Raw genomic sequence first — 25,984 nt, 5'->3', positions numbered from 1 at the left:
AAATCCTTCCTATCTTTGATCAGTTATGGAGTTCAAATTCTTCTATCATTTCGGAAACTTCCTGCTCATGCTCAAAGGCATGTTTTCCCGTCCGGAGAACATGAAGATGTATTGGAAGCAGTTTATGCAGCAATGTGTGGATATCGGCGTAGGGTCGTTTGGGATAGTGTTTATTATTTCCCTGTTTATGGGAGGGGTAACAACTTTACAAACAGCTTATCAGCTGGTTAGTCCTATCATTCCTAAAAGTACCATCGCCCAGGTGGTACGTGACACCATTATCCTGGAGTTTGCGCCCACGCTGACCTGTATTGTACTGGCCGGTGTTGTGGGGTCTAAAATAGCCTCTGAATTGGGTAACATGCGGATATCTGAACAAATTGATGCCCTTGAAATTATGGGTATCAATACCAAAGGATATCTTATTGCCCCTAAAATTATGGCGGCTATATTAATGATACCTGTACTGGTAGCCATCGCCGGTTTCCTCGGTATTTACGGGGGTAAAGCAGCTGGTGAGCTGTCCGGCGTTATTTCCGGCGAACAGTTTATGCAGGGATTACGACAGCAATTCAGGGCCTACAACGTATTTTTTGCGATGGCCAAATCCTATACATTCGGATTTATTATTGCCAGCGTATCGGCCTATTATGGCTATAATGTTTCCGGTGGAGCACTGGAAATCGGTAAAGCCAGCACCACTTCAGTGGTGGTGAGCTGTGTGCTGATATTATTCATGGACTATGCGTTAACGGCGATATTACTGTAATCATGATTGAACTGCAAGACATAAGAAAGAGCTTTGGCGAAAAGGAGATACTCAAAGGTGTATCCACTATCATGGAACCCGGAAAAGTAAACCTGATCATCGGTTCCAGCGGTAGCGGTAAAACGGTGATGATGAAGTGTATCGTAGGACTGATGGGCGTTGATAAAGGAAAAGTACTGTACGACAACCAGGACTTTACCGCCATGGACGATAAAGAAAAGAAAACCATCCGCCAGGAAATAGGTATGCTGTTCCAGGGTTCTGCCCTGTTTGACAGTATGACCGTAGAGCAGAACGTGATGTTTCCCCTGGAAATGTTTGGTACTGGTACCCTGAAAGAGAAGAAAGCCCGTGTGGCAGAATGTCTGGAAAGAGTACAGTTGAAGGAAGCCGCAAAGAAATTTCCGGCTGAAATCAGCGGTGGTATGAAGAAAAGGGTAGGTATTGCCCGTGCTATTGTACTTAATCCGAAGTACCTGTTCTGTGACGAACCTAACTCTGGCCTCGATCCACAAACTTCCCTGCTGATCGATAAACTTATTACAGAGCTGACCAAAGAATATAACATTACTACCGTTATCAATACCCACGATATGAACACCGTGATGGAAAGCGGCGACCATATTGTATATATGTACCAGGGCCAAAAGCAATGGGAGGGTAGCAATAAAGACATCGTATTCTCAAAGGATCAAAAGTTAAACGATTTCATTTTTGCTTCCGAATTCTTACGGGAAGCCAAAGAAATGCGTCAGCTGGAGATGTTTAAAGATGGTAAATGGCGGGATCAGTTGAAAAAGGAACAGGACGGCGGGAAAAAGTAGCTCTTTTTGTAATGTATTTCTATGAAATATATTGAAAATGAGTTGTTTACATTCGTAAATGCCTTGAATGCAGTTTTGGTAGCTTTATCTTAAAGGTGCTAAATTGCAGAATTATAGAAATCGGCTTATTTTTGCCGTCCAGAAGAATCAGACATATAATATTAAACCAATAAAACAAGCGCGATGAGTGTTTTAGTTAATAAGGATAGTAAAGTGATCGTTCAGGGATTTACCGGTACTGAAGGTACATTCCACGCTACGCAGATGATTGAATACGGTACCCAGGTAGTGGGTGGTGTAACACCGGGAAAAGGTGGCAGCACGCACCTGGAGCGTCCGGTATTCAACACTGTGGCTGACGCAGTGAAAGCAACCGGTGCAAATGTTTCTATCATTTTTGTGCCTCCGGCTTTTGCAGCTGACGCCATCATGGAAGCTACCGAAGCTGGTATTGCGCTGGTGGTATGTATCACAGAAGGTATTCCGGTGCAGGATATGATCAAAGCAAAGAACTTCCTGCAGGGCACCACTACCCGCCTCATCGGGCCTAACTGTCCAGGTGTTATCACTGCAGATGAAGCTAAAGTTGGTATCATGCCAGGCTTTATCTTCAAAAAAGGTAAAATCGGTATCGTTTCTAAATCAGGTACTTTAACCTACGAAGCTGCTGACCAGGTAGTTAAGGCTGGTTTAGGCGTTTCTACCGCTATCGGTATTGGTGGAGACCCAATCATCGGTACCCCTACCAAAGAAGCTGTAGAGCTGCTGATGAATGATCCTGAAACCGAAGGTATCATCATGATCGGTGAAATTGGTGGTAGCATGGAAGCAGATGCTGCTAAATGGATCAAAGAATTTGGTACCAAACCAGTTGTAGGTTTCATCGCTGGCCAAACAGCTCCTCCGGGACGTCGTATGGGTCACGCAGGTGCTATCATTGGTGGTGCTGAAGATACTGCTGCTGCAAAAATGAAAATCATGGCTGAATGCGGCGTTACCGTGGTAGAAAGCCCTGCTAACATTGGTAAAACAATGGCAGAAGTACTGAGCAAAAAAGCTGCACTGGTATAATTATCCAGTCAGTAAAAGATATAAAGGTGAAAAGTGACGCGGAGTATTCCATCACTTTTCACCTTTTTTTGTACCCTGATTTATGGAAACCATGCGAAGGTCTGCATCCTCTCTAAAAGCAGTAACTTAATGTAAATAAATGATCCTATATGCGTTTATTCATCGGAATATTCATTGTTTTAATCTTTAGTAGTAATAAGATGATGGCCCAGTTTAATTATGATAACTCCTGGAAGAAAATAGCGGCGCTCGAAGAAAAAGGGCTGCCTAAGTCGGCCCTGGAGATCGCGAACGACATCTACGCCCATGCCGTGAAAGACAAGGCCACGGTGCAACAAATCAAAGCCCTGATCTTTCAGCTGAAGTACAATGCAGCCATCAACGACAGCAGTACCCTGCAGAATCTCCAGAAAATGGAACAGCAGATTGCCGCTGCCACCGGGGCTCAGAAAGCCATCCTGCAAAGTATCAGAGCCGAAATGCTGTTCCGGTATTTTAATAACAACCGATACCGGTTTTATAACCGCACTGCTATCGCTAACGATCAGAGTACGGATATCACTACCTGGACGGCAGACCGGCTACACCAGGAACTGATCCTCGCCTACCAGGCTTCCCTGTCCGATAAGGCACTGCTGGAAAAAACGAACCTGGCCGATTTTGATCCTATCATCGTGAAAGGAAATACCCGCGCGTTACGCGGTACCCTATACGATTTGTTGGCGCATCGTGCCCTGGAATATTTCAAATCCGGCGAAGCAGGGATGACTAAGCCAGCCAACCAGTTTGAGCTGACAGATCCTGTCGCTTTTGCACCTGCAGCTACTTTTGCAGGACATACCTTTACCACTACCGACAACACTTCCCTGCAATATCAGGCCCTGCTCGTTTTGCAGGAACTGATCCGTTTGCATGCCGGAGATAAAACCGCTTTGCTGGATATAGATGTAGAAAGAGTATCCTACATGAACCAGGTAGCGGTGATGGAAAATAAAGAAGCCCTTTATCTGAAAGCGCTCGAACAGATGGAACTGGCTTACAACGGCCTTCCTACTGTAACGGAGGTGTTGCAGTTACAGGCCGACTATTATTTCCAGCAGGGCAGATCTGAGAATGAAGGAAAAGGCGATGCGATGAAAAAGGCATTAGCCATCTGTGAAAAAGCGATACAGCTGGCGCCCAAATCTCCTGGCGGTGCAGCTTGCGCCTATATCCTGGACCAGATCAAAGAAATGTCGCTGGAACTGGTAACAGAAAGCGTAAATGTGCCCGGTCTTCCTTTCCGCACACTGGTGAAATACCAAAACATCAATAAAATATACCTGCGTCTGGTGAAGGTGGACGAACCTTTTCTACAGTCTTTACAGAAGGCGCAAAACGACTATACTGCCAAAGAAAATGCGTATTGGAAAATGGTGGTAGCCCGCCCTGCATTAAAAACATGGGAACAGGCTTTACCAGATCCTAAAGATTATCTCAATCACAAAGCAGAAATTAAGGTAGACGCCTTGCCAGCAGGACATTATATGCTGTTGTCCAGTGTTGATCCAAAGTTTGCGCTGAAAGAAAACCTGATTGCCATGCACCTGACCTGGGTATCCGGCATCAGTTATATAGAAAATGACAGCATTTACTATGCCCTCGATCGTAGTAGTGGTAAGCCATTAAGCGGTGTGAAGGTAGACGTGATGAAGGAAAGAAATGGCAATGAATATGGTAACTGGGTACTGCATCAATCACTGGTAACCGCGAAAGACGGCAGCGTAAGCGTAACGCCTACTAAAAATGGTGGTAGCCTGCGTATGCACTGGAAAAAAGAGGGGGATGAACTGTATATCGATGAGTACAAATATTTCTATCGTTACAATAGCGAAAAACCGACAGAACCCGCGCCAGAAACATTTCTTTTTGCWGACAGAAGTATTTACCGCCCTGGTCAAACGATCTACTTTAAAGGCATTGTACTGAGGAAACGTATGATGGGAACACAAAGTAATCCGTTACCCAACTTCCAAACCACGTTGTGTTTGTATGATGTAAACGGTACTAAAGTAGATTCCATCAAGTTAACCACTAATGAGTACGGATCTTATTCCGGGAAATTTACTTTGCCGGAAGGCCGTATGAATGGTGGGTTTACGCTGAGAGATGATAACGCGAACGCACATCTTTACTTCAAAGTAGAGGAATATAAACGTCCTAAATTTTATGTAGCCTTTGATACCGTAAAAAGCAGTTATCGTTTAGGCGATACCGTTACTGCTACTGCCAAAGCACTGGCCTATGCAGGTAACAATATAGACGGGGCTAAAGTTAAGTATAGAGTAGAACGCAGGGTACGTTATCCTTACCCGTGGTTATTTTATAAGATATCCATCCCATACGGTTCTTCCCGTGAAATCATACATGGAGAAACCACTACAGATGCTAACGGCGCCTTTACCGTGAAGTTCCCGGCATTGGCGGATAAATCCGTAAGCCCGGCTAACAAACCGATTTTTACTTACGTAGTACATGCGGATGTAACGGACTTGAATGGCGAAACCCGCAGCAGCGATCAATCTGTAAGCGTCGGTTATCAGTCTATGGAAATTGCAGTGACTGCACCGGATCGCATGGAGCAAAAGGACCTGGCAGATATTAGAATCTTCTCTAAAAACCTCAATGGCGCCTATGAATCAGCTACGCTACAGGTACAACTGAAGCCGCTGCAGCCTAACAAACGGTTGTTACGCCACCGTTTCTGGGATATACCAGACCAGTTTGTAATGGATGAAGCCAGTTACATACAGGCGTTTCCGGTAGATGTGTATAAAGATGAAGATGATATCAAAAGCTGGCCTCGTTTAGCAGCGGTAGTTAGCGAAAGCCTTGCCAGCAAGGAAGATGGTAAGGTTGCTTTCAATACCAGTAAATTAACGCCCGGATTTTATGAACTGGAGGTAAGTACAAAAGATAAAAACAATGAACCCGTTATTCAAAAAACGGTGTTTGAATTGATTGACGTAAAGGCTAAAAACCTGTCGGCTCCCAGCTACCTCTGGTCATATCAGCCATCAGAGCAAATAGAACCGGGGAAAACAGCAGAAATCTTATTAGGTACATCTGCCAAAGACCTCCATATCATTCAATCCAGTATCACTGCAGTTACCAAAGAAGAACGTTCTGAACTGTCTTTATCCGACATCAAAAAACTGGAATTCCCCATTACGGAAAATACCCGGGGAGGTATGCAGCTGGCCTACGTGTTTGTAAAAGACAACCGCGTGTATAATGCGCAAATGAACATCGCCGTTCCATGGAGTAACAAAGACCTGAAAGTGACACTGGGTACGCATCGTGATAAGTTATTACCAGGGGAAAAGGAAAAATGGACCGCGCAGATCTCCGGATATAAAAACGAAAAAGTAGCGGCAGAAATGCTGGCATCTATGTACGATGCGTCTTTAGATGCCTTCGTACCGCACCGCTGGAACATTCCTGGAATTTATCCTGGTGTATATGGTATCAAGGAGTTTCAGGGGAATGAGAACTTTAAAATGCAAGTGTCCTCTTATATCTACGACCATGCAACACCTGATCATATCAGCGAAGCGAAAACGTATGATATGCTGAATTTGTTTGACTGGGCAATGGAAGATGGAGGATGGATGGGCCATCCTGCTTCAAGTGGCCGCGTACCGGGAATAGCATTGAGGAAAAATGCGTCAAATGTGCGTATAAGAGGCGGCATGGTAGCTGCAAGTGTGGAGAACGTGGCATACGCGGAAGATGCGAAAGGTGCTGGTGTACCGCCAGCAGCGGCCCCAGTCCCGGCGCAGGACAAAGAAATAATGAAGAAGAAAATTGGAACTGGTAACGCCAGTGAAAATGAAACGCCTTCTTCTTCCATCCGCACCAACTTCCAGGAAACCGCCTTCTTCTTCCCGGATCTCCGCACTGATAAAGACGGCAACATCACTTTCGAATTCACCATGCCGGAAGCCCTCACCAAATGGAACTTCCAGGCATTGGCCCATACAAAAGACCTGGCCTTTGGCATGACCAGCACCAACATCGTTACGCAGAAAGTGCTGATGGTGCAGCCAAACACGCCCCGCTTTGTACGTGAAGGCGATAAAATGGAATTCACTGCTAAAGTGAGTAATCTCTCCGATACCTTACTGATTGGCCAGGCGCATCTGGAATTACTGGATGCCAACACCTTGCAGCCGGTAGACGGATGGTTCCAGAATATTTTCCCGCTGCAACACTTCACTGCCAAAGCAGGACAAAGCACACTGGTGAGCTTCCCGATCCAGATTCCTCATGGTTTCCAGAGCGCGCTCATTTATCGTGTTACTGCACAAGCAAGCAACTTCAGCGATGGAGAAGAAAACGCATTGCCAGTACTGACCAACCGCATGCTGGTAACAGAAGCACTGCCACTGCCTGTAAGAGGCGATGGTAAGCACGATTTTACTTTCGGAAAACTGTTGCACAGCGATAGTTCTCAAACATTGGTGCAACATGCGGTAACAGTAGAATACACCAGCAATCCCGCCTGGTATGCAGTGCAGTCGTTGCCTTACCTGATGGAGTATCCATACGAATGCGCAGAACAGGTATTTAACCGTTACTACGCCAATGCCCTGGCTACGCATATCACGAATGCTACTCCCGGTCTGAAAGACATCTTCCAAAAATGGAAAATTTCAGATACCGCAGCACTGCAAAGCAATCTGCAAAAGAATGAAGAGCTGAAAGCAGTATTACTGCAGCAAACACCGTGGGTGCTGGAAGCGAAGAGTGAAGCGCAACAGAAAAAGAATATTGCCTTACTGTTTGATCTGCAACACATGCAGACAGAAAGAAAGAAGGCACTGGAGCAGCTGGCAGCAAAACAGCTACCTAACGGCGCATTCTCTTGGTTCACCGGCATGTGGGAAGACCGCTACATTACCCAATATATATTGGCGGGTATCGGCCACCTGCAACAACTGGCAAAAATTGACGATGATGCAGCAATGACAATGGCGAACAAAGCCATTGACTACCTGGATAAAAAGCTGGATAAAGATTACTACGACCTGGTACATGCAAAAAGCAATATGAAAGGGGAAGTAATTAGCGCCCAGCAAATCCAGTACCTGTATGCACGTAGTTTCTTTAATAAACCGGTACCTGATGCCATGAAAAAATCATTTGATTTCTTCTACGGACAGGCCCGCCAGTACTGGACTAAGCAGAACAAATATTCACAAGGAATGATTGCGTTGTTCCTGTTCAAAAAGAACGATGCCATAACGCCAAAGGCTATATTAAAATCGCTGAAAGAAACGTCAATGAACAGCCCGGAAATGGGTATGTACTGGAAGGATAATAGTGGTGGCTACCGCTGGGAGCAGGCGCCTATTGAAACACAGGCCTTGCTCATTGAGGCATTCCAGACAGTAGGTAAAGACGAAGCAGCCGTAGCAGATCTGAAAACCTGGTTGCTGAAAAACAAGCAAACCAATAACTGGCATACCACCAAAGCCACTGCAGACGCTTGCTACGCCATGTTACTGCAAGGCAGCAACTGGTTGGCCGCCAATCCGCAGGTAACTGTACAATTAGGCAATACCACTATTAAGCCCGCTGCTACTGAAGCTGGTACCGGATATTTCAAGGAGAAAATAGATGGTAAATCAGTGAAACCAGATATGGGCAATATCAGTGTTACCGTGCAGGATAGCAAAGGGCAACCTTCCTGGGGCGCTGTGTACTGGCAGTATTTTGAAGAACTGGATAAGATCACGGCTGCACAAACACCGCTGGTGCTGGAAAAGGAATTGTATAAAGAAGTCAACAGCGACAAAGGCCCGGTACTCACTAAAATTGAAGACGGTAATGAACTGAAAGTAGGAGACAAGGTGAAAGTAAGAATCGTGCTGCGTGCTGACCGTACCATGGAATACATTCATCTGAAAGACATGCGGGCAGCTTGTTTTGAGCCTACCAATGTTATCAGCAGCAGTAAGTGGCAGGATGGTCTGAGCTATTATGAAAGCACAAAAGATGCGTCTACTGATTTCTTCTTCAGCTATTTACCGAAGGGTACTTACGTATTTGAATATACGCTGTTTGTAACCCATCAGGGTAAGTTCTCCAATGGCATCAGCACAGCACAGTGTATGTATGCACCGGAATTTACTGCACACAGTGGTGGATTGAACGTGAAAGTGACAGAATAAATATTGCTAATAACAAACCTTGGGGGGATTTTCGATTTTCGGAAATCCCCCTTTTTATATCTTCGCGTGATCATGAGGAAAGCAGATTACCTTATTATAGGGCAGGGAATTGCGGGGACCATGCTGAGTTGGTTCCTGCTTCAGGCGGGCAAAAGCGTGATCGTGATGGATGACGCCAAACCCAACAGTGCATCAAGGGTGGCTGCCGGGATTATTAACCCCGTGTCTGGCCGCCGTTTTGAGCCGGCCTGGATGTATGATACTATTTATCCGTTTGCAAAAGATACCTATCTGCAGCTTTCGGCTTTGCTGCAGGTGCCGGTTTTCACAGAACGTCAGCTATGGACCGTGTTCCCATCTGCCCAAATGAGAGATGCCTTTCTGCATAAAACTACCGGTAATGACTATACGGAATTACCGGCGGCATTAAAGTATGAAACATTCCTGGATCAGCCTTTCGGAGCTGCTGTGGTGCATGGGGCTACGGTGAACCTGCCTTCCCTGTTACCTGCCTACCGGCAATATTTAAAAGACCGGGAGGCATTGGCTGAAACACATTTTGAGGTCAACGCATTGGAAATAACGCCCACCGGGGTTATTTATGGAGATATACAGGCGGACAAGCTTATTTTTTGTGACGGGGTGGCCACTACGGCGCTTTCATTTTTTCAGCGTGTCAAATTTTTGCCGAATAAAGGGGAAGTGTTGCTGATAAAAGTACCTGGGTTGGAGACCACAGATATTATTAAGAAGGGAATTACCCTGGTACCCCAGGAAAATGGGGTATTCTGGGCAGGATCTTCTTTTGTATGGGATTATGAAGATGACCATCCAACGGTGCTGCAGCGCGAAGTATTGGAACAGCGGCTTTCGCAGCTGTTAAAGGCGCCTTATGAGGTGGTAGGGCATTTATCGGCGGTGCGGCCTTCGGGCAACGACCGGCGTCCTATTGCAGGTTTTCACCCGGATTATCCGGCTATCGGTATATTCAATGGGCTTGGCACCAAAGGATGTTCGCTGGCGCCTTTTATGGCGGCTCACTTCAAGGATGTGCTTGTTTCAAATACGCCACTGATGCCGGAAATAGCCCTGAAACGATATTTTTAACATACTACGGGGATAAAATGCCCGATCCAAACCGTATCTTTGCCCCCCTTATGGGTAGAAGTGAACAACTGGATAGTGGTCGCCATTTGATGACAGCTTTTCCCGTATTTCAACCATAAAACTAACTAAATCAATTATTTACGCATGTACAGGACGCACACTTGCGGGGAGCTAAGAATGGAACAGGTGGGCCAGGAAGTAACATTGGCCGGATGGATTCAGACAGTAAGAAAGTTTGGCAGCATCAATTTCTTTGATCTGCGAGACCGGTACGGTATTACGCAATTGTTGTTCGGCGAAAGCCTGAATGCCAAGCTGGATGCACAGCCCCTGGGCCGTGAATTTGTGATCCAGGTAAAAGGTACTGTTACAGAGCGTTCCAGCAAGAATAAAAATATTCCTACCGGAGATATCGAAATCACGGTTAGCGACTTTACCATCCTCAATGCGGCTAAAACACCGCCTTTCACCATCCAGGATGATACCGATGGGGGCGATGAGCTGCGGATGAAGTACCGCTTCCTCGATCTGCGTCGTAATGCAGTTAGACAAAATCTGGAGCTGCGTTATAATATAGGACGTGTAGCACGTAACTATTTACATAGCGCTGGTTTCATGGATATAGAAACGCCTTTCCTGATTAACTCTACACCGGAAGGCGCCCGCGATTTCGTGGTACCCAGCCGTATGAACCCTAACCAGTTCTATGGTTTGCCACAGTCGCCGCAAACGTTCAAGCAATTGCTGATGGTAAGTGGTTACGACCGCTACTACCAGATTGTAAAATGTTTCCGTGATGAGGATTTGCGTGCAGATCGTCAGCCGGAGTTTACACAGATCGACTGTGAGATGAGCTTTGTGGAGCAGGAAGATATCCTGACCACCTTTGAGCATATGCTGAAGCACATCTTCAAAGAAATAAAAGGACTCGAGTTCCCGGATGCGTTCCCAAGAATGACATTCGATGACGCGATGGAATATTATGGTAACGATAAACCGGATATCCGCTTTGAAATGAAGCTGGTAAACATGAACGATACCGTAAAAAATAAAGGCTTTAAGGTATTTGATGATGCAGAACTGGTAGTGGCTATTGCTGCAACAGGCTGTGCCGAATACACCCGTAAGCAGCTGGATGAGCTGACAGACTGGGTAAAACGTCCGCAAATTGGTATGAGTGGCCTGGTGTATGTGCGTTACAACACAGATGGCACCCTGAAAAGCTCTGTGGATAAGTTTTATGATGAGGCACAATTAAAGTTATGGGCGCAAAAATGTCAGGCGCAACCTGGAGATTTGATCCTGGTGCTGGCTGGCAAGGAAGAGCGCACTAGAAAAGCTGCCAGCGAACTCCGCCTGGAGATGGGCGAACGCCTCGGTTTACGCAACAAAAACGAGTTTAAACCGTTGTGGGTGATAGACTTTCCGTTATTTGAGTACGCTGAAGAAGAAAATCGCTGGGTAGCTCGTCACCATCCATTCACGTCACCAAAGCCTGAGCAGATAGCCCTGATGGACGATCGTTCCCAATACGGCAAAATTAAGGCGAATGCGTACGATATCGTATTAAATGGTACAGAGATCGGTGGTGGCTCCATTCGTATTTTCCAGCGCGATTTGCAGCAGAAAATGTTCGCCGCCCTGGGTATGTCGAAAGAAGAGGCAGAACACAAATTTGGCTTCCTGTTAGGCGCATTTGAATATGGTGCACCACCACATGGAGGTATTGCCCTCGGATTTGACCGCTTGTGTTCGCTATTGGGTGGCAGTGATGGTATCCGTGACTTTATCGCGTTCCCAAAAAACAATTCAGGTCGTGACGTAATGATGGATGCGCCTGCTGAGATCAGTCAGGATCAGCTTAACGAGTTGAGAATCAGTCTGGTGAAGTAGCCCTTGCTACCAGCCATAAATTATAAAAGAAAGCTAAAAGCTATCGGACCGGAGCATACCAGGGATGTTGGTATAGTCTTTGCAAGAAGCAAGGCTTTTGTAGTCAAAAATCCCCTTTGGTATGGCAAATTGCCGCATCAAAGGGGATTGACACTAATATAAGGTACAATATTTTTAACAAACGATTAACGGGATAGATAAGAAGACGAAGAGACGTATTATTTAAATTTTTAAAGTAATATTGCGGTGTGATCATCGTTGATATGTGAGGAGAAAAGTGATGCTGAAAACACAGAGAAAACTATCACCTGATACAAAAAATACTACCATGAGAATTTCAACATTCTTTAAGAGGACAGTATGGTTATGTGCGGTGTTATTATTGCTAATGCTCAGCAATGTTGGGTTTGCACAACAATCCATAAACAATTATCTGAAGAAATTTAAACCAGTATCTGTAGAACTAATGCAGGAAACTGGTATTCCAGCCAGTGTTATTCTTGGAATAGCCATGTTGGAATCTGGTACCGGAACCAGTAGAAATGCTAAATTGCTGCATAATCACTTCGGTATTGTGGGCAAGAATAACATGTCGCAAATCAAACCGGGACACAGGTCCGTGTACAAACAATATGTAACCGACGTAGCTTCCTACGAGCATTTCGTGGAAATGTTGGCTCGCAAAAAATGGTTTGGAGAAATGAAAGGTAATCCGGAATTTTCCGTTTGGCTCAAGAAAATGAACCATAGCGGCTATTCCTCTGCCGGTCATGAATGGATCAGAAGAGTGACGAACATTATTAACCGCTATAAACTGTATAAGCTGGACGCAAGCATGGATAGCGTGGCAACGGACTCCAAAGAATGGTTAACCGTAGGCATGCCGGCAGCAGGCGACCGGTGATATGCTAACCGATTTTAAACTATGTCCGGCAAAAATAAGTCTGCCTATCCGTTCTATATCATTTTAGGAACATTAGTATGCCTGGTTGGGCTGTCACAGCTTAATTACAGCTTTTCTTATAAAGACTTTCAATTCCGGAAAGTGGATATGTTATCAGACCTGAGAACAAATCCCGCTTCCCCGGACAATCAAAAGCTTACTGCTGCCGGAAAGGACAGCAGTAAGCTTTCTGGTTTAGACAGCACTGGCATTGCTGCTAACCCACATGTACCTAATCCGGACCATACACACGACTTTATGTCGTACAATGGCATCATGGAATATGCCTCACCGGTACCCGGCGATACCATTGTTGGGATGAAACAATTCCTGGCAGCCCTCAGAGAACTGAAAGCCGGCAAGCGCCGCAAAGTACGCATCGCTTATTTTGGTGACTCCATGATTGAAGGTGATCTCATCACCGGCGATCTCCGCGACAGCTTACAACGATTCTTTGGTGGCGCAGGTGTTGGTTTTGTGCCAGTAACCTCTGTGGTAGCATCTTTCAGAACAACTATCACCCACACTTTTTCTACCGACTGGAAAGATTACCACTATAAAAATTCACCCCCTTCCAATGTTACTCTCGGTTTATCCGGACATACCTTTTACCCTGGTGGCAACAGCTGGGTGAAGTATTCTCCGGTGAAAAAGCCGCTGCTGGATAAGTTCCAGGAAGTATCCCTGCTGTATGGCCCTACTGCTGCAGGCACCGTTACTATTAACGATAAAGCCTATACGCTTTCCGGCAATGCCGAGGTAAACAGACTGGATCTGCAACAAGACACAGCACAACCATCTGTGATGCTGCGTTATTCCGGCAGCGCCATGCCTTTCTATGGTGTTTGCTTTGAAAGCGGCAATGGAATTTATGTAGATAACTACTCCTTCAGAGGTATCAGTGGAGTGGAATTGGGCCACCTGTCTGCCGATATGGTACGCCGCATGCAACAGGAAAGACCTTACGACCTCGTAGTGATGCACTATGGCGCCAACGTATTGTTCCGCCCGGAACTGACTGACTATAGCTGGTACGAACGTCCCATGAAGAAAGTAATGGATTCCCTGAAGCAGGATTTGCCGGGAACCTCTTTCCTGATGGTCGGTACCGCCGATAAATCTTACAGAAAAGCAGATAAATATATAACCGCACCAGGTGTAGAAGCATTGCTGAAAGTACAGCACGACCTGGCTGTCGGTCATGGTACCGCGTATTGGAACCTTTATGCCGCTATGGGCGGCGAAGGCTCCATGGTAAAGTGGGTAGAGGGAGATACAGTGATGGCCAACAAGGACTATACACACTTTAACAGAACCGGAGCAGCCAAAGTAGGGGCGCTGCTTTATAAAGCTATTATGGATGAATACAGACTGGCACAACCTTAGTAAAAAATGGGTGGCAGTGTTTTCATTGTTACTCGCCGGTATTACAACTTATGCACAACAGGTAAACGTTAACAGCATTCAGCAGGACACTGCTTTGTACAATGTTTTTCATTCCTTCACTGCAGCAGATAGTAATGTAATATCCATTCTTCACCTGGGAGATTCCCATGTGCAGGCTGGTTATTTCCCATTGGCAACCGCCTCATTGCTGCAACAGCAATTAGGTTATGCAGGCAGGGGCTATGTTTTCCCCTACAACCTGGCAGGTACCAACGGTCCGGAAGATTTCAAATGGAACAGCACCGTAAGATGGTCTTCAGAAAGAGTAGTAGACCGGAATAAGTCGGATGTACTTGGGCCTGGCGCAATTGTGATTACTTCACAAAACGAAGCACCCACCCTTTCTTTCTCCGGAAAGCCGGACGGCGCCATGGATAACAACTTCCGTAAGGTGCAACTGCTATACGACGCCGGCAATACCAACAATACCATAGTGACGCCAGATGCCACCGTAACGGTAACACCTGCGCCTTTTCCAGGCTCGCCTACCTTGAGCATGGCGACCCTCGATTTTCCCCAGACATCGCAATCGTTTCAGGTAAGATGGGAAGGTACCGGTACTGGCCCATTCCGTTTTTACGGCGCCGTTATGCAAAACGGACGTAATGGAGTGCTGTATCATAGCGTTGGAATCAATGGCGCCCAGTATCAGCAGTATAATGAAATCAGTAATATCCTCCTGGCGCAGATGGCCGTGTTGAAACCACAACTTGTGATCATCTCCCTGGGAACAAATGAAGCCTATGGCCGACTGGACCCGCTTGCCTTCCGCGATGAAATAGATAAAGCCGTAACGCTCATCCGGGAACAAAATCCTTCCGTAAATATTCTGCTGACTACCCCTCCGGATTGTATGCGGGCAGTAAGAAAAGGCGTGAGGAAGAAAGTAGGTAAGAAGAAATACAGGATGATATACCACACCGCGTATTATCCTAATCCATATATCTCCATGGTAACACAGCAAATCGTGGGATATGCCAGACAGCATGGCATTGCCTGCTGGAATTTTAATGCCGTTAATAAAGCGCAGAAGGATAGATTTGCAGGAGCATGGGCGCCAGATCATATTCATTTCAATGTGAGAGGATATCAGTTACAGGGTCAATTATTGTACGAAGCCCTGCAACAGTCGTACTCACATTACTTACAGCAAACAAAGAAAAATTCAGTTATCTCCAATGATCAACGTTAATGAACTGCTTTCAGAGCTGTTGTACGACGAGAAAAATCCAGTGCTCTTTAACAGCGGCTTCTTTTTCTATTTCTTTGCCTTGTTCATGTTTTGCTATTTGCTTGCCAGCAGAAGCAAACAGGCCAGGGTATGGATATACACAATATTTTCCCTTTATTTCTTTTATAAGGCTTGTGGCTACTATGTAGGCCTGGTGATCCTTTCGGCTATTGTTGACTTTAACCTGTCGCGATGGATTCATCAAAGTCATGATAAGAAAGTCAAAAAATCATTGCTGATATTCAGCATCCTGCTTAATATCGGGTTGCTGTTTTATTTCAAGTATACCAACTTCTTCATCGGTATTATCAACGACTTTACCGCCGGACATATTTCGGCACTGAAGTTAATTCTGCCCATTGGCATCTCGTTCTATACGTTCGAAAACCTCAGCTATACCATCGATGTGTACCGGGATGAAATTAAGCCGGTGAGCAACTTCATGGATTACCTGTTTTTCCTGTCGTTTTTCCCTAAACTGATGATGGGGCCAATTGTGCGTGCGGCCGATTTTATACCACAGATTTCCCAGCCTTATCGTTTGAATTCAGAAGACATCGGGAAGGGGATGTACCTGATCATGGCCGGGTTATTTAAGAAAATAGTGATATCGGATTTTATCTACCAGAACTTTGTACAATATATTTTCGATGATCCCAGCAAACATACGGGCCTGGAATGCTTAATAGGCGTGTATGGATATGCGTTAGTGATTTATTGTGACTTCTCTGGTTATTCCGATATGGCGCTGGGTATTGCCCGGTGGACCGGCTTCAAAATTCCGCCTAACTTCGATTCTCCTTACCAGAGTTCTTCTATTACGGAGTTCTGGCGCCGCTGGCATATTTCCTTGTCCAGCTGGTTAAGAGATTACATCTATATTCCGTTGGGAGGTAACCGTAAAGGCAAGGTACGCCAGTATATCAACCTGGCGTTAACGATGCTGATTGGTGGCTTCTGGCATGGCGCCAGCTGGAACTTTATCTTCTGGGGGGCGTTACATGGTGGTGCATTGGCCATCGACAAAGTGCGTATCGACTGGCTGAAGAAAAGTAAAAAAGTATTCACCGGTGCCAAAGGAACGATCTTCAAAATCGTAGGTATCCTGGTCACTTTCCACTTTGTATGTTTCTGTTGGGTGTTTTTCAAGGCCGCTACCTTCCACGATGCGTGGTCGCTGATACACCAGGTGTTCTATGATTTCCAGCCGGAAATAGCGATGGAACTGTATAATGGTTACACGGCAGTGTTCTGGGTAATGGTAATGGGCTTTGTGCTGCATTTCCTGCCGGCTAAAGCGGAATTCTCTATGGAAAGCATTTTGGGACGCATACCGGTTGCCGGCAGCATAGCCATTATGGTAGCTTTTATGTGGTTGCTGGTGCAGGTAAAGAGTACTCAGCCGATGATTCCGATCTATTTCCAGTTCTAATATCGCCGTTGCCAGGGAATGAAGATTTCACATTTTTCTGCGCCGGTTAATGAAATAAAGAAGTGGTTGCCACTCATTTTAAAATAGCCGGCCCGGCAACTGTTGTTAATGAATTCATACATGGGCAGGCCGGCCGCCACAAAGCTCATGGGTAGCGGCAACTTTTTATAGTATCCTCCGGGAATGTGTTTGGTAAATAAGCCAAACGCTTCCTGGAAGGCCAACCGGATCTGCAGATGGGCCATATCGTATGCTTTCGTGACAGGCACCATAATTCCCACATACATCATCATTTTAGCGTAGTTGGTTACTGGCACTACATCCAGTGTTCCGGTGATGACCATGGCGCCAGGTAGCATCAAAGAGGTTCTGATAGCATATAACTGTTGTTGGTAGATGCTCATATACTCCACCATACTTCTCACAGGATCATTATTACGGGGAAGAATATTATAGTACAACACATAGTCGGGTAACCGGAGGTCTTCCGTTCTATCCGGCGTAAAAATGAGGCTACTGGGATCGTCATGTGGCGTAGTCGCTATTTTGGTACGTGCCAGGGTATGTTCTTCATTGGGCAGATAGATCCGGTCGCGGAAGCTGATAGGCGCTTCATTAAACACTTCCCGGAATGCTTTGGTGAAGCTGGAGTGTGTATATCCGCACATTTCACTGATTTGTCCGATGGTGAAATCGCTGTGGCGGAGATAGCCGGCACCTGCTTCCAGTCTGCGTCTTTTGGTAAAATGGATATACGATTCACCGTAGAATTCAACAAACTTATGGGAGAAGTTGTMCAGTGATTCACCGAGTATATCTGCTACCGTTTTCAAGTCCCTTTCGCCGAAAGGGTCGTCATGAGATAATGCGATGGCCTGTTGTATCTTTTTCTCCCAATGGTTAATAGTGGCTGCTTTCATGGAGGCATATTTTGGTATTTTGGAGGAGGATTCCAATCTACTCATTTTGATACTCTGAAGATCCATGGCTACCGAAACAGGGTTGGATTAACAAATAGTTAACAATAGTTATTTCCTATTGAGATTAAATAATTGCTAATTCTATACTTTTGCGCAATAATTAAACTTCGTGATGCGCATCGCCAGAATCTTTCCAATCGTTGTTTTCATAGTATTCTCTTCTTTGGCTGTTCATGCGCAATTCCTGATGGACATGATTGACACCACCACCGAGTTGGGTAAGGGCATGATATCGATGTACCATAAGTACGATGCATTGCGCTTCAGTGGCTATATTCAGCCTCAGTTTCAGATGGCGCAGGCCAGGGGAGCGGCCAGCTATGCCGGTGGCGACTTTGGAGCAGCGGTAGATAACCGTTTTACCCTGCGTAGGGGACGTATCCGTATGGATTACGAGCGTTTCAACAAATATGATATGCCCGTTGTGCAGTTTGCCTTTCAGTTTGACGGTACCGAGCGGGGCGTATTTATCCGTGATTTCTACGGACGTTTTTTTGAGAACAAGTTCAATGTATTGTCGCTTGTAGGGGGGATGTTTGCCCGTCCTTTTGGGTATGAGGTCAATCTCTCGTCTGCCGACAGGGAAACGCCGGAAAGGGGTCGTATGTCGCAAATACTGATGAAAACGGAACGTGACCTGGGGGCGATGATTACTTTTGAACCCCGGCGTAAAGACCACCCGTTACGTTTTCTGAGAATAGATGCCGGCGCCTTCAACGGCCAGGGGCTTACCGCCACTACCGACTTCGATAGTCATAAAGACTTTATTGGCAGAATTGCCGTAAAACCCCGGAAAATCTTGAAAAATCGCGCATTATTATCGGGTGGTGTATCCGTGTTATACGGTGGTATGCAGCAGTTTACCAATGTTATTTATACCATGGGAACGGTGAATGGGAAGCCAGGCTACCAGGTGGATTCTTCCGCAACCAACATGGGAAAAATAGCCCCGAGGCACTACTATGGGGCAGATATACAACTGAAAATACCCAATGGCCCCGGCAAAGGCAGTACACAGTTCCGTGCAGAGTATATTCGTGGGCAACAAACCGCCACCGCCCTTACCACAGAAACACCGGGAGTGATACCCGTTAACGCGCAAGGAAAGCCGCAACCGCTATATATCCGCAGTTTCGATGGTGCCTACCTGTATTTCATCCAAAACCTGGGCAGCGATCAGCACCAGGTAGTGGTAAAATATGATTGGTATGATCCTAATAAGAAAGTATCCGGTAAACAAATTGGTGAACCTGGCGCCGGGCTTACGGCAGCGGATATACGCTATAACACACTGGGAGTTGGCTATCTATATTATGCTAACGAACATCTGAAGTTTATGTTCTACTATGATTGGGTAACCAATGAAGATACACAACTGGAAGGGTATAAGCAGGATTTGAAAGATAATGTACTGACCTGCAGAATGCAGTACAGATTTTAAAGAATTACGAATTTCAAATTACGAATTACGGCTTAACAAGAAGAGCAAAGCGAATCACCTTCGCGTTTACTATCTTCTTGTTAAGCCGTAATTCGTAATTTGAAATTCGTAATTCTTTTCTACGCGTCTCTTCCGGACTCCATCGTAAATCCAAACGTGCTGCCTATTTCAGGCTTGCTACGTACGGTGATAGATTGATCGTGGGCTTCCACAATATGTTTTACAATCGCCAGGCCCAGACCGGTACCGCCGATATCGCGGCTGCGGGCTCTGTCTGTGCGATAGAAGCGTTCAAATACACGAGGGAGGTGTTCTTCCGCCATTCCAATACCATCATCTGATATTTCTACCAGTACCCGTTTGCCGTCCATGCTGTAAATGCTGGCAATGGTATGACCATCCGGCTTGCCGTATTTGATGGAATTATCAACCAGGTTAATGAGTACCTGTCTGATTTTTTCTTTATCAGCAAACACGGGTTGAGGTGCTTCGCAGCCTTTTTTGATATGGAATTTAATGCCTTTGGTATTGGCTTTCAGTGACAGGGTATCAAATACATCTTTGATCAGGTCCTGGATTACAAATACTTCGGCGTTGACGGTCATTTCACCGCTTTCCAGTTTGGATATTTCGTCCAGGTCATCGATCAGGCGGCAAAGGCGATCAATGTTTTTGGTCGCATTTTTCAGGAAGAGTTTATTTACGTTGGGATCTTCCAGTGCGCCATCCAGCAGGGTGTGGATATAGCCCTGTACAGCGAAGATGGGTGTTTTCAGTTCATGGGAAAGGTTCAGCAGGAATTCCTTCCGGAATTCTTCATTCCGGCGGAGGTTTTCCAGTTCTTCTTTCTTCTGACTGGCCCATTTTTCCACATCTTCACTTACCTCTTCAATGGTTTTCAGGGGGAGAATATTTTTCTGAAAAAATTCTTCCCTTTTAGAAGCCTTGGTTTGATAAATGAATTTGTAAATCAGCTTTATTTTCCTGTAAATAAAATTCTGCAGCGTATACAGATACAGATAATAGGATACAAGAAAGGTTAGCACGAAAGCGCCCACTACTACTTGCCACTTGCCGTCCACCAGAAGGCTGCCCAATGCGATGATAGCTGATATCACGAGGGCGGTAAATCCCGCTAACTTTTGCGGGGATAGGTTTTTTGCTTTAAACATACTCCAAAGTGAGTAATTAGTATAATAATGGGAAATTACTTTAAATTTCTTACTTACCATAGAAAAGCTGTTGGCTACCAGCTTTTAGCTACTAGCCAACGAGTGTTTTGGTGGAAAATTTTCAGAAAACTGAATTTGAGATGGAGATGTCAGGGCAATCTGTTTAGCCCGCGCAGCTAGCAGCTAAATGCTAACAGCTGCGGGTGCTTACATCTCGAATTTATAACCTACTCCTTTTACAGTAGTAATTAAATCGATGCCTATTTTCTGGCGTATTTTACGGATATGCACATCGATGGTGCGATCGCCTACAATGACTTCTGTACCCCATACCTGGTTCAGAATTTCGTTACGCAGGAATACACGACCAGGTTTGGAAGCGAGTAACTGTAGTAATTCGAATTCTTTCTTGGCCAGAATTATTTCCTGTCCTTTGTAGGTAACGGTAAATTTTTCGCGGTCAATAATCAGATCACCGAGGGTTACCCGTGTTTCTTCCGGCTTGTGTAAACGGCGGAAAAGCGCGTTGATTCTGCTAACCAGCAATTTGGGTTTGATGGGTTTGGCAATGTAATCATCCGCTCCCATGTTCAGGCCATCTACTTCTGATTTCTCGTCGTTCAGGGCGGTTAAAAATAATACCATCGTATCTTTGAACTCAGGGATTTTCCTGATTTCACGGCAGGTATCAATGCCGTTTTTGTTAGGCATCATGATATCCAGCATAATCAGATCCGGTCTGAATATTTTTGCTTTCTGGATAGCCTCGCTTCCGTCTTTCGCAGTTACGGTATCATAACCCGCTGTTTTTAGATTGTAACTGATAATTTCCAGAATATCCAACTCGTCATCTACAACCAGAATTTTTCCTGCAACCGCTTGGTCTATCATAAATTTTGCTTTTAAAAAGACGGGACAAAATTATAAAGCCATTCCCGTGATTAATGGAAAATTAACATTATGAAATTGTTAATTCAATATCAGCTTGGTTTTCCGAGACTACCGGCAAGGTACGCCAAATAACAATATACCAACTACATGACGAATATTCACTATTCATACGGGGCTGATTGTTAAAGACGCGATCCTTTTGCAATTTTTTAATCGGTCCATAGTTCGAAATAATGGCCCAAAAATGGCAAATATCGATCATAGATATAATTATTATATGTGTTTTTGCTTTAAAAACAAAAGATAGTAACACAACACTGGCAAACTCTGTATTTTGGTTGTAAATTTGCTATCTGGGTCTCGGGAAAAGATCATTTAGTATGAGAAGATTTCTATTAATATTATCGCTGACTGTACTGGCAGTCAGCCAGCTACAGGCACAAAGCAGCAGCCATCATCCAATTCCGATCAGCAGACAGGGATTTCATGATAACATCGACAAAGAACAGGCTGCCGCCGCTAAATTCGATGGTAAGGCAGACGACCTCGTAAAGGTATCAGACGATCAAACCATTAACCTGCAAGTCACCAATGCCCTTCTGAAAGAAGTGGATGACATGCAGCAGGAAATTGAAGACAACGATGCATTGGACCACCGCCTGAAAGTTAAGTACCTCTCCGGCATCTACATGATGCTGAAAGACTACAATCAGAAACGCGCCCATCATAACATCGATCCGGAAGAAGCCCCCGCTATGGTGCAGGCATACCGCAATATGATGCACGCCGACATCAAAGGCCAAAGCATCCTGCCTTATATCCAGCACCTGTCGTATGAAGGGTCTGAAAGACTGATAGAAGCCTTCCAGGACAACTCCGGCTACAAAGAAGCCAAAGGACAAGTGTTTACCAAATACGCTTTCAATAACCTGGAAACAGTGATGCCTAAACTGGCAGAATACATGAATTATCCAGGTATCGACTCTATCATTGCGGCAGTAGCACGGAAATATCCTAACCAGATACTGACCTATGCTACTTCCTTTACGCCAATGGCGAACGTGATCAAGCGCAATCAGGACCCTATTGTACAAACCATTGTACGTATCGGACAGTCGCCACAAAGCACCAAAATATTGCCTTTTATCGATGAAATACTGGCCGGCACCACTACTGTGGAAAAGCTGGAAGGCATCGTAGACAACGATTACCAGTATTATAAGCAAATGGTGAAATCCACCATCGCCTTACAAAAGCTGAAAAACGAAGGCAAAAATCCATTCGGACTGAAAGCGATGATGGAAAATATGCAGGCGAAATCACTGCTGTATATCCGCGATGTGAATGATTTGCACGAAGAGCCAGCACCCGTTCGCTTCGCCAGCGTTAAAGTTTTTACACCCGAAGAACTGTACTACCTGATCATCAACGGTCAGGAGGAGTTATATACTTCCAGTTATACCAATCACAACAACGCTGGCTTATACGACCAGATGATGATTCGTATGAAGCCACCCCGTGGCGACAGCTTACTGATGATGGTGAACTTTGACCGCTTCAAGAAGTTCATCGCGATGGCTGCCGGCTTCAATACCCTGGACAACTTCCTGAAGTCTATGGCACCGGACAACTCCAACTATCTCATGCAGAAATATGTGCAGAACCTGGAGAAAACGGAAGATCTGGAAGATGCGGTAGACGTAGCGAATTCCTTCGGTAGCATCCGTGATGAGAAGCTGCTGGAATTCCTGCGGTCAGAAGTAAAGAAGAATCTGGCTTACGTGAGAAAACACGATGATAAGCGTGGTACTGTTATTTACCAGTTATTGAGCAGCCTGTTCGAAACCGAGTCGAAAGATGAAAATGATTCTTCTAAAGCAACAGATATGGCCAGCAAGCTGCAGTTGCCACCGATCAACTTTGTGTCTTCCGCAGCATTGGAAAGTGATAGCGGCAGAATTTACCAGCAGGTATTTTTCTATGGAGATAAAGACGGACAGGAGTCTTACGCCAGCTTCATGACTAATTTCMCTGGCGCCGAGTGGAGAGTCAGCAAAAATAAGTATTGGACTACCATTACTTCCACCAAAGGCCGACCTACTACTATTTTTGCGAATCTGCCTACCGATGAGCCAGCAGATAAAGAAGCTATTCAGAAACTTTCCGAATACCTGGATGAACATGATATACACCCTACCATTTTCATTCACCGTGGTCACAGTTATCATATCAATACTACCCTCGAGAACCTGCAAAGCTCTGCAAAAATTGTACTGTTGGGTTCCTGTGGTGGTTATCATAACCTCGCTACTGTATTGGAAAAATCTCCGGAAGCACATATCATCTCTTCTAAACAGGTGGGTACCCGTTTCGTAAACGAACCAATCATTCATACACTGGAGGACCAGGTACGCGCCGGTAAAAATGTAGACTGGGTGATTATGTGGGCACAGCTGACAAAAAGATTTGCCGGAGACGCCCGTAACAAAGACCTGTTCAGTGATTATGTACCACCGCATAAAAACCTCGGTGCCATCTTCATCAAGGCATACAAGCAAATCATGAAGGACGAGAAAAAATAGTCAGCAGAAAGCAGAAAGCATAAAGCAAAAAGCTATTAAAGCGAATGACCGGAGCGATTCAATAATGATGAATACTCGCTCCGGTCATTCGCTTTAATAGCTTTTTGCTTTATGCTTTCAGCTTTCTGCTATTTATCGTAGGTTTGTTGTATAATACAAATAAACCTCCTGGCACATTGGAAAATCTTGCGGTAAAGAAAGTATTCGATTTTAGTTTATTACGGCGCATATTCTCGTTCGCAGCCCCCTACAAACGCTCCTTCTACATATCCATGGTATTAACGGTTGTTTTAGCCGCTATATCTCCCTTACGCCCTTACCTGATTCAGGTAACGGTAGATAAATACATTGCCAACCAGTTGATGCAAATGTTGCTGCTGGTAACGATTGTACAGGTGGGATTGCTGATACTGGAAACGATTGTGCGCTTCTTCTTTTCTTATCTGACTAACTGGCTGGGACAGTCGGTGGTAAAGGATCTGCGGGTAACGGTATATAAAAAGATAGTGCACCTGAACCTGGCCTTTTTTGACAAAACGCCTATTGGTACACTCACTACCCGTACCATCAATGATATTGAAGCCATTAATGACGTTTTTTCAGAAGGGATTATCTCTATTGTGGCGGATTTATTGATGATAGTGGCTATTCTGGTGGTGATGTTTATAGAAGACTGGCGCCTGACGCTGATTAGTCTTTCGCCCTTTCCGATATTAATTTTTGCGACTTACATTTTTAAAGAAAGTGTAAATAAATCTTTTTACCGGGTGCGCAACGCCGTTGCGGCACTCAACGCCTTTGTACAGGAACACCTCACTGGTATGGTGGTAGTACAGGCCTTTACAGGAGAGAAAAGGGAATTTGCCCGCTTTAAACACATTAACAAAGAGCATCGCAAAGCGAATATAGACGCCATTTTTGCCTATTCCGTATTTTTCCCGGTAGTGGAAATTATCCTGGCTATTTCCCTGGGTTTAATGGTATGGTGGGGCGCTAATAAGGTATTAAACTACGAAGTAACGCAGGGCGTAATGATTGCTTTTATTATGTACCTGAATATGCTGTTCAGACCATTACGTATGCTGGCAGATAAATTTAATACGCTGCAGATGGGAATGGTGGCCAGCGAGCGCGTTTTTAAAGTGCTCGACAACCAGGACTATATCCCCGACAATGGCAAGGAGCGGGCGGAAAATATGAAAGGTGCGATCACTTTCGATAACGTTTGTTTTGCGTATGTAGAGGACCGTTATGTACTGAAGAATGTCAGCTTCCATGCTAAACCCGGCGACACCGTGGCCATAGTAGGACATACCGGCTCCGGTAAAACCACCATCATCAGTATCCTGAACCGGCTATACGAAATTCAGCAGGGAAGCATTAAAATTGATGGAATAGATCTGCCATCGTATTCCCTTGAATCGTTGCGCAGCAAAATAGGGGTGGTGTTACAGGATGTATTCCTGTTTGCCGGATCTATTTACGATAATATTACGCTGCATAACAGCAATATCACGCCAGAGCAGGTAGAGAGTGCATCTAAGCTCATTGGCATCCATGATTTCATTATGCAGTTGCCTGGTGGCTACAATTACCAGGTGATGGAGCGGGGGAGCACCTTATCTCTTGGTCAGCGGCAGTTGATTTCCTTTGTACGTGCCCTCCTGTATAATCCGGCGATCCTGGTGCTGGATGAAGCTACCTCTTCAGTAGATACAGAATCTGAAATGATGATCCAGCAAGCCATCGATAAGCTCATTGCCGATCGTACCGCCATCATTATTGCACACCGGTTGTCCACCATCAGTAAGGCCGACAAGATTATTGTACTGGACAAAGGTGAAATTAAAGAAATGGGTACCCACGAAGAGTTGTTACGACTGGAAGGGTTTTATTACAAACTACATAGTATGCAGTTCAACGTTAGCAAAGTATAACGGTATACACCGTAAGTTGGATATAACTGCGATAAATTTATTTGTACATT

Annotated in this window: 16 protein-coding genes; 13 read left to right on the top strand and 3 right to left on the bottom strand. The window is 45.2% G+C overall.

Annotated features, from left to right (window positions below; translation table 11 throughout):
• Nucleotides 1-25: 25 nt before the first annotated feature.
• The 10 genes from AC1DFM_RS12665 (at nt 26) to AC1DFM_RS12620 (ending at nt 16,931) form a co-directional block, all read left to right on the top strand.
• Nucleotides 26-769, top strand: a complete 744-nt coding sequence (locus AC1DFM_RS12665; protein ID WP_477077101.1) for an MlaE family ABC transporter permease — start codon at nt 26-28, stop codon at nt 767-769.
• Between the two features lie 2 nt (nt 770-771).
• Entirely contained in the window at nt 772-1,593 is an 822-nt protein-coding gene (locus tag AC1DFM_RS12660) for an ABC transporter ATP-binding protein (RefSeq protein WP_477077100.1), read from the top strand.
• Nucleotides 1,594-1,776: 183 nt separating this feature from the next.
• Nucleotides 1,777-2,664, top strand: coding sequence for a succinate--CoA ligase subunit alpha (gene sucD, locus AC1DFM_RS12655; RefSeq protein ID WP_477077099.1), 888 nt, complete (start codon nt 1,777-1,779; stop codon nt 2,662-2,664).
• Nucleotides 2,665-2,813: 149 nt separating this feature from the next.
• On the top strand, nt 2,814-8,879 hold the full coding sequence (locus AC1DFM_RS12650; RefSeq protein WP_477077098.1) for an alpha-2-macroglobulin family protein: 6,066 nt from the start codon (nt 2,814-2,816) through the stop codon (nt 8,877-8,879).
• Nucleotides 8,880-8,951: 72 nt separating this feature from the next.
• The gene (locus AC1DFM_RS12645) at nt 8,952-9,986 is read left to right on the top strand and encodes an NAD(P)/FAD-dependent oxidoreductase (protein ID WP_477077097.1); all 1,035 of its coding nucleotides are present in this window, start codon (nt 8,952-8,954) and stop codon (nt 9,984-9,986) included.
• A gap of 144 nt (nt 9,987-10,130) precedes the next feature.
• Nucleotides 10,131-11,879 carry an aspartate--tRNA ligase gene (gene aspS / locus AC1DFM_RS12640; RefSeq protein WP_477077096.1) on the top strand — a complete coding sequence of 583 codons (1,749 nt, stop codon included), beginning with the start codon at nt 10,131-10,133 and terminating at the stop codon, nt 11,877-11,879.
• Nucleotides 11,880-12,207: 328 nt separating this feature from the next.
• Nucleotides 12,208-12,783 carry a glucosaminidase domain-containing protein gene (locus AC1DFM_RS12635; RefSeq protein WP_477077095.1) on the top strand — a complete coding sequence of 192 codons (576 nt, stop codon included), beginning with the start codon at nt 12,208-12,210 and terminating at the stop codon, nt 12,781-12,783.
• Nucleotides 12,784-12,804: 21 nt separating this feature from the next.
• Nucleotides 12,805-14,208, top strand: coding sequence for an SGNH/GDSL hydrolase family protein (locus AC1DFM_RS12630; RefSeq protein WP_477077094.1), 1,404 nt, complete (start codon nt 12,805-12,807; stop codon nt 14,206-14,208).
• On the top strand, nt 14,183-15,460 hold the full coding sequence (locus AC1DFM_RS12625; protein ID WP_477077093.1) for a GDSL-type esterase/lipase family protein: 1,278 nt from the start codon (nt 14,183-14,185) through the stop codon (nt 15,458-15,460). Before AC1DFM_RS12630 ends, AC1DFM_RS12625 begins: the two co-directional genes overlap by 26 nt.
• Complete coding sequence (locus AC1DFM_RS12620; protein WP_477077092.1) at nt 15,447-16,931, top strand: MBOAT family O-acyltransferase; 1,485 nt, start codon at nt 15,447-15,449, stop codon at nt 16,929-16,931. Before AC1DFM_RS12625 ends, AC1DFM_RS12620 begins: the two co-directional genes overlap by 14 nt.
• On the opposite strand, the gene AC1DFM_RS12615 is transcribed toward AC1DFM_RS12620, so the two are convergent.
• Nucleotides 16,928-17,851, bottom strand: coding sequence for a helix-turn-helix transcriptional regulator (locus AC1DFM_RS12615; protein ID WP_477077091.1), 924 nt, complete (start codon nt 17,849-17,851; stop codon nt 16,928-16,930). The two genes, AC1DFM_RS12620 and AC1DFM_RS12615, sit on opposite strands and share 4 nt — an antisense overlap.
• A gap of 172 nt (nt 17,852-18,023) precedes the next feature.
• Here AC1DFM_RS12615 and AC1DFM_RS12610 point away from each other — a divergent pair, with 172 nt between their 5' ends.
• Nucleotides 18,024-19,352, top strand: coding sequence for a porin (locus AC1DFM_RS12610; protein WP_477077090.1), 1,329 nt, complete (start codon nt 18,024-18,026; stop codon nt 19,350-19,352).
• A gap of 119 nt (nt 19,353-19,471) precedes the next feature.
• On the opposite strand, the gene AC1DFM_RS12605 is transcribed toward AC1DFM_RS12610, so the two are convergent.
• Nucleotides 19,472-20,524 carry a sensor histidine kinase gene (locus tag AC1DFM_RS12605; RefSeq protein WP_477077089.1) on the bottom strand — a complete coding sequence of 351 codons (1,053 nt, stop codon included), beginning with the start codon at nt 20,522-20,524 and terminating at the stop codon, nt 19,472-19,474.
• 207 nt (nt 20,525-20,731) lie between these two features.
• Nucleotides 20,732-21,415: a response regulator transcription factor gene (locus AC1DFM_RS12600; protein WP_079471020.1), complete on the bottom strand. Its 684-nt coding sequence runs from the start codon at nt 21,413-21,415 to the stop codon at nt 20,732-20,734.
• A 380-nt stretch (nt 21,416-21,795) separates the two neighbouring features.
• Here AC1DFM_RS12600 and AC1DFM_RS12595 point away from each other — a divergent pair, with 380 nt between their 5' ends.
• Nucleotides 21,796-23,997: a hypothetical protein gene (locus AC1DFM_RS12595; RefSeq protein ID WP_477077088.1), complete on the top strand. Its 2,202-nt coding sequence runs from the start codon at nt 21,796-21,798 to the stop codon at nt 23,995-23,997.
• A gap of 176 nt (nt 23,998-24,173) precedes the next feature.
• Nucleotides 24,174-25,934, top strand: coding sequence for an ABC transporter ATP-binding protein (locus tag AC1DFM_RS12590; RefSeq protein ID WP_477077087.1), 1,761 nt, complete (start codon nt 24,174-24,176; stop codon nt 25,932-25,934).
• The last annotated feature ends 50 nt before the right edge of the window (nt 25,935-25,984 follow it).

The organism is Chitinophaga sp. 05T412, assembly GCF_056396465.1.
The sequence above is the reverse complement of the archived record's forward strand: the minus strand, read 5'-3'. Positions and strand labels throughout refer to the sequence as shown.